Below are 15584 nucleotides of genomic sequence, written 5' to 3'. Positions count from 1 at the left end.
TGAAAGTAATGCTAAATCAGCGGAAGCAGAAGGAGGTAAACCTCCAGAAGACTTTGTGGCTTATCGTCAGAATTTTTTACAATGGGCAAAAAATGTTGGCTGGCAGTAACTTTTAATTTTTGTTTATTTTACGATCGAGATCGCCACCTGTGGTTCACACTAGAACCTTCGCATATTTGGGCGTTCAGTTGGAGCATTGGGGTTGGCATTTTAGTGGTAATGGTGTGGTCTGCGCTCTATGGCGCGTCCGATAGCTTCTCAAGTAATACCAAGAATTTAACCAACTTTTCACCAACTCCTGAAAATGATATTATGAGCGGCTTACGGGCTGAGCATACTAGTTCATTTCCCTTCGGAATAGATTGATGATTGGTCACGATTAGATATGACTGATGCTTAGATCATAAGTCTAAATTATCAATTGAATAAAATAATTGGTCGTTTTTTGTGCAGCCAATGAGATAGAGTTATATCAATGACAAATAAAAAGCTAATTGACTTAACTCTATTCTGTTAGCTCCTGACCCCTAAGATTATGATTAAGGAGAAATTACAACATGGGTTTTTTATCCGAATTCTTAACGCTCTTCCTAGCGAAGTTGCAGTCCCCAACACTGGGCTTTCTAATTGGTGGTATGGTCGTTGCTGCCGTCAATAGCAGACTACAAATTCCCGATGCGATCTATAAGTTCATCGTTTTCATGCTGCTTCTAAAAGTTGGATTGAGTGGCGGGATTGCGATCCGCAATGCCAATCTGGTGGAGATGCTATTGCCCGCTGTGTTCGCCATGATAACGGGAATCCTGATTGTGTTTATCGGTCGCTACACCCTAGCTAAACTACCGAAGGTCAAAGTCGTAGATGCTATTGCAACCGCAGGCTTGTTTGGTGCTGTGAGTGGCTCTACCCTAGCCGCTGCACTAACCTTGCTGGAAACAGAAAATCTCCAATACGAACCTTGGGCAGCTGCACTCTATCCCTTCATGGATATCCCAGCCCTTGTTACTGCAATTGTTTTAGCCAGTATTTATATTAGTAAGCAGCGTCGTGCCGAAAGCAAGTATGCCAGCAAGCAGGAGTCTCTCCGCAAAGAGCAAGTTGTTGCAGGCGGTCATCCCAGCAACCATCAGGGTAGTGCAAGGGAGTATCCCAACGATCTAGGCATAGTTGCCAGTGGGTATCCTAAGAGCGATCTTGCAGACAAACCAGTCAAAGTATGGCCCATCGTCAAGGAAAGCCTCCAGGGTTCTGCCCTATCCGCACTGTTGCTCGGTCTCGCTCTAGGGATTTTAACTCGACCTGAAAGTGTGTATGAGAGCTTCTTCGATCCCCTTTTCCGCGGTCTACTTTCGATATTAATGCTGGTAATGGGTATGGAAGCTACGGCAAGGATCGGCGAGTTGCGAAAGGTGGGTCAGTGGTACGCCCTGTATGCTTTAATAGCACCGCTACTCCATGGGTTTATTGCCTTCGGTTTCGGTATGATTGCCCACGTTACAACAGGATTTAGCCTAGGTGGTGTTGTGATCCTAGCTGTTATCGCTGCCTCCAGTTCCGACATTTCAGGACCCCCTACTTTACGAGCAGGTATCCCATCAGCCAATCCCTCTGCCTACATCGGCTCATCCACAGCCGTCGGCACTCCAGTTGCCCTTGCCATAGGAATACCGCTTTTCATTGGGCTCGCCCAGGCATTGATGGGTAGCTGATTTTAGACTGGTCGCAGTCTGCGGGTACTCCCCTAAGTTAGCGACCAAAAAGATAGCTAAATCGGCGTAATAGCCAGTGGTACTGCCGTTTTCCTGATTTTTTATACATTTATATATATAGTTTTAATCAACCCACACATCGAGAGGTAAAACATATGACTCAACAAGCTAGCAAGCTCGTCATTGTCACAGAAAAGTTGTTGGAGAAAAAGATCGCCAAGATCATCGACGAAGCTGGAGCTACTGGTTATACAGTGGTGGACGCTGGTGGTAAAGGCAGCCGCAATATGCGTTCGACGGGACGACCTACCGTTTACGACAACTACTCGAATGTAAAGTTCGAGGTGCTGACCCCCAATCGGGAAATGGCAGTGAAAATTTCGGATGAGGTCGCAGCGCAGTTTTTCGACGATTATTCGGGAATCTCTTATCTATGTGACGTAATGGAGGTGCTACACGCGCACAAATTTTAATTTAAAACCAAGCCTAAAACCAAAAAAGCCAGAGTCATGCCCTGGCTTTTTTGGTAGTCGTATTTCGTGGCTGGGGGACATTTACCAGAAAAGAATTCAAGTACATCTTTTGGGTACTGTAGGCAATAAACCCTGCAAAATAATTGATGGTAATCCAATTGGAAGGGGATAAATGGCTGGGTATAGACTTTGAGGAATTTAGTTAAGTTCGTTTTCAGATGAGAGATTATTGGTTTACTGTTGGCTGTCGATCTGAGAAAATTAACACCATAAAATAAATAAAATACTATAACCTTTATCAGAAAATGGCAGATACACCAGTAACCCCAGAGCAACTAGCAGAGCTAGTAGTTGAATTCGAGAAATATCGCGAGCGTTTGGTCGCAGAAACTATGGAAGCTGCGAAAAAAGCCAAGTTATCCAAAAAAGCAACTATGGCAAAATTAGAACCTCAACTAGCAGAAATAGATGCCAAGCTAGCTAGAATTCGCGAACAACAAGCTGCTTTGACTGCGGATAGCTAAAATGACAGATACTATCAAAACTATGAATGGCGATCGCCAGGTTTTTTCTCACGGTGAAGCGGACGAATTGAGAGCTAAGATAGATCGTGCCATTGCCGATGAAACTCTAGATATTCAGGATCGAAATTTAATTCAAGATGCGATCGAATGTCTTGGGGATACGAGAGGTTTAGTCAGACTTTACTATGCAGAAACTCTCGGTAAAATTTTTGGCAAACCTGCAGTAGAACAGTTGATTGAGGCTTTGTTAGAACATCCTAATGTGGTGGTGAGAAGAGCAGCAGGCAAAACTCTTACTTTGATTGAAGACCCTCAAGCAGTGCAACCTCTGATACAAGCTCTACTTAACGATAACGATACGGTAGTACAAGCTTCTGCTATTGGCGCGCTAGCCCGTATTGGCGAAGCTTCTGTGCCCCCTTTGCTAGATGTCTTAGCTTCCCCAAATTCCACCGAAAGTCATAAAGGTCATGCAGCTTGGGCGTTAGCTTTTATCGGTTCAAAAGCCGAAAAACAACTCTATGAGGTTTATAATTCCGACTCTCCTGAAGTTAGGGCTGCGGTAGTAGGTGCGATCGCTAAAATAGTAGAAGAAAACCGCAACGACAGCAAAGCTTTAAACCTTTTAGTAGAATCTCTCAACGACAGCGCGGAAAATGTCCGCAGCGAAGCAGCAGCAGTATTAGGAAATCTTAAATATCAGCCAGCTATTCCCACCCTCATTGCTTTACTCGATCATCCTGTAGGGGAGACTCGCAAATCTGCAGCTTTATCTTTAATGAAAATAGGAGATATTGTCGCGCTCGATCCTTTAAAAGTTGCTTTAGATAAAGAGCAAGATGAAAATATCAAAAAAGCGATCGCTTTAGCAATTTCTTTATTGAACAAACAAGCTGAAGAAGACGACTGGGATTAGTTGATAATGGACAATTACCTCTATTGTTTATGGATAATTGTCCAAATAAACCGATTATTTGTTAGATAATCTGAATTTAGAAAGTAAATGTAGTCCGCAAAGTACCAATAACAGTATCCCCATTATTACTATCGTGGTCGGGAGCGGTAATCCAAACCGCACCAGGAGTTACCGCAACATTATCTGTTAGTTGATATTGGTAGAAGGCTTCAACGTGGAATGAAGTATCGGGATCGGTATTATCTGCTATCCCCGCAATATCTATAGTAGATTCTGTAACTTTAGGCTCCATACCAACAATAATTCCCCCCAAATTACCCTCTTTAAGCAGATCGGGAAAAGATAGAGTTGCAGCCCAATTCCAAACATCTTGGTCGCCTCGACTCACCGAAGGAGTTGATTCTAATACTCGACTGGTAGTATAGCCACCCCAACCACTGATAATAAAATTATCGCTAAGATTGAAAGCAACTTGCACGCCATAGGAGTTACTGATAATCGGGACGGTTTCCCCCGTATTATCGACGATAAAAGAATTGATGTTGGCAAGATTGCTACCAGCAAAAGTATCGCTACTATTATAAGAATTAATATAGGTCAAACCGAGCTTAAAGCGATCGCCTGGCTTAAATACTAACTGTCCTAATGCCGAATACTCTCCGTCAAATAGACCATTTTCCTGGTTGGGGTTAGCAGCAGTACCGCTAGGAGCTAGATACCCCGCACTAAATTCTAAACTATCGCTCAATTCACTTCGCAAACCAATTCCCGAACCCAAAACTTGATTATAAATTGGGTTGCGTACTCCAAAATAGGAGATTGCACCGCTAGCACTATCGTTAAAATGATCTAAAGGACTAACAGTATCGGCAAAGTCAAAGGCAATTCCCCCAAACCCTTCTAAAATTATGGTAGTGCGATCGCTAATGGGGAAAGAATATAAGGCTACTAGTAAATCTATATTGTTGCCATTATCTGCTATTAAACCCAGATCTCCTTCAAAAGTACCAATTTGACCGCTAAAAAAGGGAAAATTACCCGAAGTAAGTTGAGTAAAGAGCAAATCTTTTCCCGTAAAGCTGGTGTTTAAACCCAAACGCACTCGATTGCCAAAAACTGGCTCGCTTTCTATATCTTCTTGAGTGGCAATATTCTCGCCAATAAAAATATCTCCGACGCTAAATACTGCTTCCCCAGTTAACTTAGTCGTAGTGGAAAATTGATTGTCTTCCAAAAAGGCAGTTTGAGATTCAACAGTATTAATCCGTTCGTCTAGAGTTGCTAATTCGGCTTCAAACTCTTGGGTTAATTTTTGAATTATTTCTAAATCTTGGTTACTGACAGACTCAGAAGATACGATTAAACGTTCGATCTGATTCAGACAAGAATTCAATCCCGCAGCAAATTCATAACGAGAAAGGGGCTGATTTCCGCGGTAGGTTTGATTGGGAAAACCTGAAATACATCCATAACGATCGACTAAGCTGCGTAAAGCTTCATAAGCCCAATCTGTAGGGGTTACATCTTGCAATTGATTGATATTAGTAACTTGACCTAAAGCATCGTCATTTTCGGGAATAGCGTAGCGATCGATTTGATTTAATAAATTAGAATTCGGGGATACAGAGTTTGTTGTTTGGGAACTAGCTTTAATTGCGGTTGAGTCGAGCAACAAGACAATTGCACCAAGGATAAAACCAGTATTTGCACTGAAGGTTAATAGCTTTTGAAATAGATTGGGACTAAGCTGTTTTTTTTCTGCTAATTGTTTATCTAGACTGGGATTAGTTATTTTCATATTGTTCCTCACTCAAACTATAGACTAACGGTCAAACCACTAATCCATAGTTCCCATTTCAGCGTTAAAAACAACATTTTCTAGATAAAAAAACTGAAATTATGGTGAAACTTAAATTAATTAATTTTTTTTCTCCGTATTACTAACTAATTGATAATTTAATAGTATCTTTCTCCGTATTTTTACACAATAAATATTCGTCATTATCTCAGAGAAAGATTAGATCGATATCACAGCCTTTACCGTGTTTTCTATTTAATTTAGATACATCTATCCATCCTAAAAATGAGTCACAGATTTTCAAGATTACTATTTTAATAAATTCAAATTCAGAACAAATTTCTCAATCAAATCAACTATTAGACCATAGATACTTATGATGTGGCAATGAATCCAATGTTTTATGAAATGCAATTTAAACCAGAAAAAAAAGTTCGGTGCGATCGTCCCGAATTAGTTGCTAACTATAGCTCGTCTTTAGAAGATGTCCGCGATGCCACACTCGTATTTGATGCCAGCCAAAATTGTTTTTTTTTGAATTCTGCTGCTGAGGCAATATTAGGCAATAATCGAGAAGATCTTTCTCTCATTGGGGATTGGATTAATTCTAAAATGCAAAATGAAACGCAAAACTATAGTCTATTTTCTATAGAAGAGCTACCTGACAAAATTGCTGCCATCTGTCAAACAAAATTAGATAGTCTTGAAGTTCTGGTTAGTCGTTTAGATATATCTGATGAGTTTTGGCAGGAATTTAGCGATCGCAAGTTTTTAACCTCAGCCAACCTGGAAGAAGATTTGGATGCTTCTCTTCAAGTTGAAGAAGTAACAATAGATTCGGCACTCGTTCTCGATCCCAATCAAGATCTTTTAACTGGTTTGCCCAACTATAATTTATTGTTTGCTTACATCGAGCAAGAAATTTGTTTTTCCAAACAACAACCAGATTATGAATTTACAGTTTTATTTATTGATATTAATCGTTTCAAGGTAATCAATAGTAGTTTGGGAAGGATTTTAGGTGATCGCTTATTAGTCGCAGTTTCTGAAAGATTGCAAGCTTGTTTGCGCGCCCAAGATTTTATTGCTCGAATGGGTAATGATGAATTTGTACTCTTACTCAGTAATATCGAACATTTAGAATATGCAACTGGTGTTGCCGAAAGAATTTATCGAGAATTAAGTATCCCTTTTAACTTGGGCGGTTATGAGGTATTCATTGAGGCGAGTATTGGTATTGCTCCAGGCAATCGAGATTATAATCAACCAGAAAACTTACTCAGAGATGCCGAGTTAGCTGTATCTAATGCCAAAAGAAACAAAAAGTCTCACTATCAAATATTCGATCGCTCGATGCGCGGTAAGGCTTTAACTTTATTGCAATTAGAAAACGATTTGCGACGAGCGATCAAAAAAGAAGAGTTTATCTTACACTACCAACCAATTGTTTCTTTAAATAACGATAAAATTCAGGGTTTTGAAGTTTTAGTCCGTTGGAGGCATCCAGAAAAAGGTTTAATTGCCCCAGCCGAATTTATTGGTTTGGCTGAAGAAACTGGATTAATCGTTCCTTTGGGTTTTTGGGTTTTACAAGAAGCTTGTACTCAAATGCGTACTTGGCAGAGTAAATATGGTGGTTTAGATAGCTGGAAAATTAGCGTTAATATATCGAGCAAACAGTTGGCATTATTAAATTTTGTGGATCGAGTTAAGGAAATTTTAGCGATCTCCCAACTCAATCCTCATAATTTGAAACTAGAGATTACAGAGAGTTGTTTGGTGGAAGACAATCTCTCAACGATTGCCATTCTTCAAGAATTAAAAGCCATGGGAATTGAATTTTCTCTAGATGATTTTGGTACGGGATATTCTTCTTTGAGTTATTTGCATCAATTTCCTTTTGATACGATCAAAATAGATCGGTCTTTTGTCAGTAGCATTAATAGTAATGAAGACAAATTAGGTATTGTGCGGGCTATTATAACTTTAGCCAACAATCTTCGCATGGATACTATTGCTGAGGGAATCGAAACAGTCAAGCAATTAGCCCAACTTAAAGCCTTAAAATGTCAATACGGTCAGGGATTTTTTATATCTAAGCCTTTAGACAAGGAAATTGTCGAACATATCATTTCTGCTGAAATAGCTAATTCTCAAACTTTAGAGAGTGAAGATGCTCAATCTTTGTTGGACGAACAAATAGCTAAAGAACAACTTTTATTTCAAATCGAACAGTTACGCCAAGAATTGGAGGAATTGAAGCTAGAAAAAGTAGATCTAGAAATTATGCTGGATAATACTACCGAACACGCAGATTTAGTAGAATCCCAGCTACATAATGAAATTTGCGATCGCCAGAAAGCCCAAGCTGCTCTTAGTTTGGCAAATCGAGAATTGGAAAAACTTAGTGTTTTAGATAGCCTCACCCAAGTAGCAAACCGTCGTCGTTTTGATGATTATTTACTTCAAGAGTGGAAGAAATTAAAAGCAGAAGTAGCTCCTATTTCTCTGATTATTGGCGATATTGACTATTTTAAGTTCTATAACGATACCTACGGTCATCCTATCGGAGACTATTGTTTGCAACAAGTAGCATTAGCAATTGAATGCGTAGTAGAATCGACTCCTGGTTTGGTAGCTCGTTATGGCGGAGAAGAATTCGGCATAATTCTACCCCACGTCGAAGCTGAAGCAGCTTTAAAGATTGCCCAAAAAATTGCCGTGGCGATCAATCAATTGCATATTACTCACGAAAAATCTTTAGTCAATGATTATGTAACTATTAGTTTGGGAGTACATAGTTTGATTCCTAGCTCGGCATCTACCCCAGAACTATTAATAGCTTTAGCTGATAAAGGCTTGTACGAAGCCAAAGAAAGAGGTAGAAATCAAGCTTGTCTCTATGTTGACGAACAATTAATCAATTGAACTTTTTTTGAGAGCTCAATTGCTTGAGATTGCCCTTGAGCCAGGCTGCATCTTGACTGCGATCGCAAATTAATTCTAAAACTCTAATTCCCTGATGGGGTAAGTGGCTTAATAGTTGCTCCAGTTGCTGCCAACTACCAATTAGCTGGTGTTCTACATCGTAAGCAACACAAAGTTTGGCTAGATTAACCGCCTGGGGAGTAGCAAAATATGCTTCAAACTTCGATTTGAAATCGGCAATGGGCAGCATTTCAAATATTCCTCCACCGTTATTATTAATTACCACAATGGTTAAATGCCCCTGAAAGTTTTGGGCGATAGTAAAACCATTAGTATCGTGTAATAATGCCAAGTCTCCAGTTAGTAATACTCCCACATCTTGATAAGCTATGCCCAAAGCAGTAGAAAGAGTACCATCAATGCCATTGGCACCGCGACTAAAATAAGGAACTAAGTGCTTATTGTTAGGCTGCCAAAAATATTCTGCATTCCTTACGGACATACTATTTGCCAAAAATATAGGTGTGGCTGGGGGCAAATTCCGAGAAATCAGCCAAGCAGCTTTCCCCTCATAAAAATTATCGATCGCTGCCAGGGTACTGTCTAAATTCTTCCTAGTCAGGCTTTCTAATTCGCACCATTGAAGACAATATAAGGATTGTTCTGATGGTTTCAAATTTGAATCTAAATTAGCCACTAGCAACTCGATCGCACTATGAACATGAGTAGTTTTACCATGTAGGGGATCGAAATTATCGTATCTGGGTTCGATTGCCCAACGTTCTACTTCTAATTCCCCCAACCATTGACGCAATTCTTTACTAGTAGGCAGTTCGCCGATTTGAATTACTACTTCAGGGCTTAGTTTTTGGGCTAAATCTTGCTGACGCAGAATTGCATCGTAGGTAGAAATCAAATAAGGATTTAAGGCAGCATAATTTCTGACGGGAGATAGAGCTTCTGCTAGTACGGGGAAGGATAATAATTCCGATAAACGAGCGATCGCTCGACTATAGGCTTCTGGATTTCGGGGTTGAGCCAAACCTGCAATAATAATCCCCGATTTATTCCGCCAGCTATTTAAGGGTAAAGTCGTCATTGTAGAGTAAACATCGAAACTAGGCTTTACTCCACTGAAAAAATCTGCTTCTACTAACTCTGTTTCTAGTTTTATTGTTTCTGGCTGGGGTAGGGGAGCTAAAGGCTGGCGGAAGGGTAAATTGATATGTACCACCCCTGGAGTGGGAAACAAAGATCGTTCCCAAGCTTGAATCGTATTCTGACGCAAGTAACCCAACATTCCCAAATCTGCTTCGGGTAAAGCTAGTTCGCATTGCCAATTGGGAAGATTGCCATACATTTTTACTTGATCGATAGTTTGCCCTGCATGGCAGTGACGCAATTCTGCGGGGCGATCGGCAGTTAAAATAATTAGAGGTACGCCACTTTCCTTCGCTTCGATGGCAGCAGGATAAAAATTTGCTCCTGCCGTACCAGAAGTACAAATTAAAGCAGTAGGTTTTCCTGTTTTTTTAGCTCTACCTAAAGCAAAGAAAGCTGCCGAACGTTCGTCTAGAATCGGAATAGCTTCCATCTGAGAATGGCGAGCAAAAGCGATCGTTAAAGGAGTCGATCTCGAACCAGGGCAAATAATTGCCATCTTCATACCGCAACGATATAAAGTCTCTGCGATTACCGATGCCCAAAGGGTATTTGTATTGCGAAAATCTAACAATTATCGAGTATTGTGAATTAATTAAACTAGTGCTTTGAATAAAGACTGTAACTTAAGCTGTACTTCATCATATTCTTTATGGGGATTCGAGCCAGAAACAATACCCGCACCTGCATATAATCTCGCGCAATCGCCATCAATTAGAGCCGAACGAATTCCGACGATAAATTCTCCATTCCCTTCGTAATCTACCCAACCTAAAGGAGCAGCGTATAAAGAGCGATCGAATTTTTCGTAACGACGAATTTTTTCACAGGCAATTTTTGTAGATACTCCCGCTACCGCAGGGGTAGGGTGAAGCAATGCCACAATTTCTAAAGGCTCTATATCTGCGGGTAGATGAGCGTAGATTGGAGTCCATAAATGTTGAATATTAGAAAGTTTTAGCAATTGCAGGGGTAGTTGTTGGGGTTTTAAACCAATACTGCGCAAACGCTCGATCATAAAATCGCTTACTGCCTTGTGTTCCCGTTTTTCTTTACGGTTTTTTAACAGCAAATTGGCTAGGTGCAAGTCTTCTGCATTATTTGTTCCTCTGGGGGCAGAACCCGCTAAAGCATCGGTGACAAGTTGTCTATTTTGGACGCTAATTAAACGTTCTGGACTAGCTCCAATAAAATATTGCCCTTCTCCATTACCCGTCGAAAAAATATAACAGTCTGGATGGAGTTGGCGCAAATTACTCAAAGACTCGATCGCCTGAAAAGGTCTATCGGACTTAATTTCAGTGGTGTGGGCAATTACGATCTTACTCAATTCATCTACCGCGATCGCTTCTAATGCAGATGTCACAACCGATTTGAAATAGTCAGAATCTTGATGTTGCTTTTTGTTGATAGATGATAAGTTATTGTTATGATTTGTTTTTAATTTTTCCAGACTCGACCAATTAATGTTATTTAATTTTTGTTTTATTTGCTTGACAATATCACTTTCTTTATGTTTTTTAGATAGGGGAAAGTTAATAATAAAACAACAGTTTTTATTCTTTTTTACTATCTGAAAACGGGGTAAAAATAATGTTCCCGATTTAAAAGGTTGAGCGGGTTTTGATTCGTTAAAAAATGTGAAGCTACAAAATACACTGGGTTTTCCAATTGCTAGATTGCTATCTCCTTTTCTAACAATTTTTTGAAAACATTCACGAACAAACTTTTGTGCCAGATTAAATCGAGAATTACACTCAGTATATTTTTTTTTGGTAACTCCCCAAGCTGCTACTGCTTCTTGCTTACTACAATTTTCCCAATAAAAATGTAAAGTATCGGGACGACTAAATTGCCTCAAGCAAGCTAAAGGATCGACAATAGGAATTTGACAAGCAAAACTAATAATTTTTGTATCTTTTGTTACTGCATATTCCGAATTTAGATCGTGCCAAAAATTTTCAAATTCCGTACTATTATTATCATCTAAAACTAAATTATTAGAGTGAGTTGCAAAGGACATAGAGTTTTTAGATTGTGTCATTACCAAAAAAATTCGGCAGCAATTTTATAAAAGATTATTAAATCGGTTGTTAATTAGTTAATTACTAATAAAAAAGGTAAATTTATGATATACATTATAGGCTACCGCCTGCAATAGTCCTAGAGCAATCCTGTTGAACGGAGTTTCCTAGCTCAATTATAAAGATAAACTTTCGTGAAACTTGACGACCGCAATTCGCTATACCTGATAGGGTACAAGAGGTCGTAATTTTCTCGCGACGCAATCTTAAATTTTGCTCCTTGCCCGATCTCGAATGACTACCAAGCAAATTAGCAACCAGCAATCTCGTTTGTGGCTAGCTGCCATTAAACCACCAATTTACAGTGTGGCGATCGCTCCTATTGCCCTAGGGACGGCAGTAGCTTTTTATCAAACTAGCGTGTTTCAACCACAAATATTTTTTACTTTTCTCGGCTCGGCAATTTTGATTATCGCTTGGCTCAACTTGAGTAATGATCTTTTTGATTCTGAAACAGGTATTGATGTCAATAAAGCTCATTCGGTAGTCAATCTGACGGGTAACAAATCTTTGGTTTTTTGGGTGGCGAATTTTTGCTTGAGTTTGGGCGTGGGGGGGATTTTAGCTTTATCTTGGTGGCAACAGGACTGGACTGTATTAGGTTTAGTCTTGTTATGCTGTTTCTTGGGCTATACTTATCAAGGCCCTCCGTTTCGCTTGGGTTATCTGGGTTGGGGAGAAATTATTTGTTTTTTTACCTTTGGTCCAGGGGCAGTATCCGCAGCTTACTATGCTCAAACCCAAAGGTTTGACTGGGATAATCTAATCGTATCCAGCATTATGGGTATTAGTACCTCAATAATTTTGTTTTGCTCTCATTTTCATCAGGTAAAAGACGACTTAGCAGCAGGAAAGCGATCGCCTATCGTACGTTTAGGTACTAGTTTGGGAGCTAAAGTATTAGGATTTGCCACTGCCAGCATTTATTTAGTTACTGTAGTTTTAATTTTGCAAGGAACGTTGCCTTTAACTAGCCTAGCTATCTTTGCTAGCTTGCCTTTTGCCTACCACCTTGTCTCCCATGTCAACCGCAATCATGCTATTCCCGAAAAAGTGAGCAATAGTAAATTTATTGCTGTAAATTTATATCTTGCTAGCTCCTTATTTTTAATATTAGGATTGATTTTAAGTAATTATGTCTAAACAAGTTATTCGCACCGACAAAGCACCTGCTCCTGTTGGTCCTTATAATCAGGCGATCGCTACTTCGGGAAAGATGCTTTTTGTGGCAGGACAAATTCCTTTAGACCCTGCAACAGCAACGATTGTCGGAGAAGGAGACATTACTGCCCAAACCACTCAAGTAATGAGCAATATTGAGGCGGTATTAACCGCAGCAGGGGCTAGTTGGGAGAATGTAGTTAAAACAGGGGTATTCCTCTCGGATATAACTAATTTTGTCCCGATGAATCAGATATACGCTCGATATTTCGACGAAGATACTGCTCCCGCCCGCGCTTGTGTAGAAGTTTCTCGTTTGCCCAAAGATGTGTTGGTAGAAATTGAATGTATTGCGGTAATTCCCGAATAAAGTCGGGTGTAATTTTTCACTCCTAAAAATTAGGCATCGTAAATATCAACGATCATCCCTAGCAAGTAATTGTTACCATCAAGATCTTGAAAACAAGACTTTTTAGTCACAATTATTTTTTCATTACCATCGCGATCGATAAAGGGTTCTTCTTCGGTTTCTTTTCCACCCGATAGCATGACCAACTCATCTTGCGCCCAATAAATATCGGCTTGTTCTTGGGGATAGAAATCTGGTTCTGATTTGCCCAACATTTCCTCTTTGGAATAGCCCAAAAAATCGCAATAGGCATCATTCAGCAATACCCAACGATGGTTGGTATCCTTGACAAAAATAGGATTGCTAATACTGTTAATCGCTTTAGCTAAGAAGTCTTGGGCGTTTTCTGTTTTTTGTTTTTGTTGGCTGAGATCGCTAATATCTTCATAAGAACCAAATAAGCCGATAATACTGCCGTTTTTATCTTTCAAAGGTAATTTGCTGGTTCTAACCCTTAAAATTGTTCCATCTTCTCTAATTTGAGATTCTTCATAATTAAGTTTCGGCGCGCCTCCTGCCATAATTACTTCATCGTCGGCACGATAGAGATTAGCCGATCTGTGCCAGCTTAATTCAAAATCATTTTTGCCGATAATTTCGTCAGGAGAATTTAATCCCGCATCTTGGGCACAGATTTTATTGCAACCCAAATAATTAAAATTCCGATCTTTCCAAAAGACTCTCTGAGGCAGAGTATCAAAAATCAAATGTAATAGCTGTTGGGATTCTCTCAATTGTTGCTCGGCTTGTTTGCGATCGCTCACATCAATGGTCAAACCATCCCAGACAATCGATTCGTCTGCTTGCTTTTCTGGTTTGGAAGCAGTCTGAATCCATTTGACTTTACCCGAAGGAGTAACTATTCTTCCTTCCCAATGTTTCGGTTCAAGGGTTTTTGCCGAACGAGCGACTACTTCTTCAAAATGAGCGACATCTGCTGAATGGATTAAAGATAAGAGGGATTCAGAATCTTGAAGAATTTCCTCGGCAGTTAATTCAAAAATTTCTTCGCAGTCAGAACTAATATAAGGGAAAGAAAATTTACCCGTTGTGTCGAGTTTAAACTGATAAATCGCTCCAGGTACATTAGTGACTAATTTTTCAAACCGAGCCTGACTGGTATTCAATTCTTTAGTTCTTTGCGCGACTAGTTTTTCTAAATTCTGGGTTTGTTCTTGAAGCTGTTTTTCTAACTCCACTCTTTCTGTAATATCTTCAAAAGTTCCTGCAATAGCAAAGACTTGATTTTCTGCATCCCGCAAGACAAACTTATTAGTTTTTAACCACTTTTCGCTGCCGTCGGCTTGCTTTTGAGGTTCGATGATATTATATTCTGGTTTTTCTGATTCGATAATACGGCGATCGCATTCTCGATACCAATCTGCTTCTTCTGTTTTCCAAGGAAGCTCGTAGTCAGTTTTGCCAATAATTTCATCCGTCGAAGCCAACCCCGCGACTTGAGCTAAGATTTTATTGCAACCTAAATATCGAGAATCTCGATCTTTCCAAAAAACTGCCATGGGCAATTCGTCTAATAAAGATTGAAATTGGCTATCGGATTGAGAATCTTGAAAATCGACTGGAGCGTCAAGAATTATTGGCTCGGCACTCAATAAAACAAAATTATTTTCTTCGATATTAATTTTTACTGCCGAAAGCCTGACGGGAATCAATTCCCCTTGGGTGTCTAAAAAAAACCGTTCGATGGAAAATTTACCTTCTTGTTCGAGGCGAGCTAATTCCAGAGGTTGTTTGTAGTGATATTTTTTCGGTGTAATCGCCCAAATATTCAAGCCCAAGGTTTCAATCGAGCTACGACCGATCAGTTTGGCAAAAGCTTGATTGGCATCGAGAATTGTTCCGTCCAATTGATGAACAGCTTGAGGGGTAGGAGAATTGTCCCATAAAGCTCGATGATATTCTTGGGTGTTATCCGAGGTGACTAATGGGTCAGATTTCTGCTTTACCATTGATAGCTCAATTTTCCGCTCTAAAGTTTTGCTTGGTTTTCAACCGATTTATTGTCATACCACGATATATTGCCATCCTAAAGACTGTGGGGCATACGATCGCAGCAAGATTAAACCAACTGAAAACAGTTTGTATCTCAAAAAAAAATAATTTTTAGAATTTGAGATTAGTTTCTGTTAAGGTAATTGTTCCCCAAAATTTCCTGTAAGTTAACAAGCAAATAGATATTATTGAAATCAATTAGAGATTTTTGACTACTTGATAGTGGAGAAAAACTTCTGCACCAATCTGTCGCATTTCGAGTAAATTGAGTTTTTTAGCTCGATCTTGCAACCATCCCTCCCCACCAACGGGAGTTGGAGCAGTTTTGCCTCCAAAGATCGTAGGACATATTGTTAGCCATAATTCGTCGATCGCATCTACTGCCATTAAAGAAGCAACTAATTCTCC

The 15584-nt window shown here is 39.7% G+C and carries 12 protein-coding genes; 7 read left to right on the top strand and 5 right to left on the bottom strand.

Annotation, left to right across the window (positions count from 1 at the left end; genetic code table 11):
- The first annotated feature begins 557 nt into the window (after window positions 1-557).
- From AC33VI_RS06810 to AC33VI_RS06795, 4 genes are all read left to right on the top strand, one after another.
- Window positions 558-1709, top strand: coding sequence for a sodium-dependent bicarbonate transport family permease (locus AC33VI_RS06810; RefSeq protein ID WP_491781511.1), 1152 nt, complete (start codon window positions 558-560; stop codon window positions 1707-1709).
- A 155-nt stretch (window positions 1710-1864) separates the two neighbouring features.
- Window positions 1865-2182, top strand: a complete 318-nt coding sequence (locus AC33VI_RS06805; RefSeq protein ID WP_491781510.1) for a P-II family nitrogen regulator — start codon at window positions 1865-1867, stop codon at window positions 2180-2182.
- A 305-nt stretch (window positions 2183-2487) separates the two neighbouring features.
- Entirely contained in the window at window positions 2488-2706 is a 219-nt protein-coding gene (locus tag AC33VI_RS06800) for a DUF8630 family protein (RefSeq protein ID WP_491781509.1), read from the top strand.
- Between the two features lies 1 nt (window position 2707).
- Window positions 2708-3622: a HEAT repeat domain-containing protein gene (locus tag AC33VI_RS06795; protein WP_491781508.1), complete on the top strand. Its 915-nt coding sequence runs from the start codon at window positions 2708-2710 to the stop codon at window positions 3620-3622.
- 76 nt (window positions 3623-3698) lie between these two features.
- On the opposite strand, the gene AC33VI_RS06790 is transcribed toward AC33VI_RS06795, so the two are convergent.
- The gene (locus AC33VI_RS06790; protein ID WP_491781507.1) at window positions 3699-5420 is read right to left on the bottom strand and encodes an iron uptake porin; all 1722 of its coding nucleotides are present in this window, start codon (window positions 5418-5420) and stop codon (window positions 3699-3701) included.
- Between the two features lie 387 nt (window positions 5421-5807).
- Here AC33VI_RS06790 and AC33VI_RS06785 point away from each other — a divergent pair, with 387 nt between their 5' ends.
- A complete protein-coding gene (locus tag AC33VI_RS06785) occupies window positions 5808-8348 on the top strand; it encodes a diguanylate cyclase domain-containing protein (protein WP_491781506.1) in 2541 nt (846 codons plus the stop codon).
- Here AC33VI_RS06785 and menD read toward each other — a convergent pair.
- Together menD and AC33VI_RS06775 are read right to left on the bottom strand one after the other, a co-directional pair.
- Complete coding sequence (gene menD / locus AC33VI_RS06780) at window positions 8341-10083, bottom strand: 2-succinyl-5-enolpyruvyl-6-hydroxy-3-cyclohexene-1-carboxylic-acid synthase (RefSeq protein ID WP_491781505.1); 1743 nt, start codon at window positions 10081-10083, stop codon at window positions 8341-8343. The two genes, AC33VI_RS06785 and menD, sit on opposite strands and share 8 nt — an antisense overlap.
- 21 nt (window positions 10084-10104) lie before the next feature.
- Complete coding sequence (locus tag AC33VI_RS06775; RefSeq protein WP_491781504.1) at window positions 10105-11532, bottom strand: isochorismate synthase; 1428 nt, start codon at window positions 11530-11532, stop codon at window positions 10105-10107.
- Between the two features lie 295 nt (window positions 11533-11827).
- Between AC33VI_RS06775 and menA the strand changes: the two genes are divergently transcribed.
- Both menA and AC33VI_RS06765 read left to right on the top strand, forming a co-directional pair.
- Window positions 11828-12736 (top strand): 2-carboxy-1,4-naphthoquinone phytyltransferase, encoded by a 909-nt coding sequence (gene menA / locus AC33VI_RS06770; protein ID WP_491781503.1) that lies wholly within the window; start codon window positions 11828-11830, stop codon window positions 12734-12736.
- Window positions 12729-13124, top strand: a complete 396-nt coding sequence (locus AC33VI_RS06765; protein WP_491781502.1) for a RidA family protein — start codon at window positions 12729-12731, stop codon at window positions 13122-13124. The genes menA and AC33VI_RS06765 overlap by 8 nt, the downstream gene beginning before the upstream one ends.
- 29 nt (window positions 13125-13153) lie before the next feature.
- Here AC33VI_RS06765 and AC33VI_RS06760 read toward each other — a convergent pair whose 3' ends face one another.
- Together AC33VI_RS06760 and AC33VI_RS06755 are read right to left on the bottom strand one after the other, a co-directional pair.
- Complete coding sequence (locus tag AC33VI_RS06760) at window positions 13154-15133, bottom strand: PAS domain-containing protein (RefSeq protein WP_491781501.1); 1980 nt, start codon at window positions 15131-15133, stop codon at window positions 13154-13156.
- Window positions 15134-15374: 241 nt separating this feature from the next.
- Window positions 15375-15584, bottom strand: a 210-nt coding sequence (locus AC33VI_RS06755; protein WP_491781500.1) for a dihydrofolate reductase family protein, incomplete at its 5' end; no start/stop codon positions are given.

The sequence above is a fragment of the Waterburya sp. genome, assembly GCF_058530065.1.
Note: the sequence above shows the minus strand (reverse complement) of the source record. Positions and strands in the feature narration are given on the sequence as shown.

Coding starts and splice junctions, on each gene's coding strand:
- AC33VI_RS06810 (WP_491781511.1), top strand. CDS start 558: ATGGGTTTTTTATCCGAATTCTTAACGCTCTTCCTAGCGAAGTTGCAG.
- AC33VI_RS06805 (WP_491781510.1), top strand. CDS start 1,865: ATGACTCAACAAGCTAGCAAGCTCGTCATTGTCACAGAAAAGTTGTTG.
- AC33VI_RS06800 (WP_491781509.1), top strand. CDS start 2,488: ATGGCAGATACACCAGTAACCCCAGAGCAACTAGCAGAGCTAGTAGTT.
- AC33VI_RS06795 (WP_491781508.1), top strand. CDS start 2,708: ATGACAGATACTATCAAAACTATGAATGGCGATCGCCAGGTTTTTTCT.
- AC33VI_RS06790 (WP_491781507.1), bottom strand. CDS start 5,420: ATGAAAATAACTAATCCCAGTCTAGATAAACAATTAGCAGAAAAAAAA.
- AC33VI_RS06785 (WP_491781506.1), top strand. CDS start 5,808: ATGAATCCAATGTTTTATGAAATGCAATTTAAACCAGAAAAAAAAGTT.
- AC33VI_RS06775 (WP_491781504.1), bottom strand. CDS start 11,532: ATGTCCTTTGCAACTCACTCTAATAATTTAGTTTTAGATGATAATAAT.
- menA (WP_491781503.1), top strand. CDS start 11,828: ATGACTACCAAGCAAATTAGCAACCAGCAATCTCGTTTGTGGCTAGCT.
- AC33VI_RS06765 (WP_491781502.1), top strand. CDS start 12,729: ATGTCTAAACAAGTTATTCGCACCGACAAAGCACCTGCTCCTGTTGGT.
- AC33VI_RS06760 (WP_491781501.1), bottom strand. CDS start 15,133: ATGGTAAAGCAGAAATCTGACCCATTAGTCACCTCGGATAACACCCAA.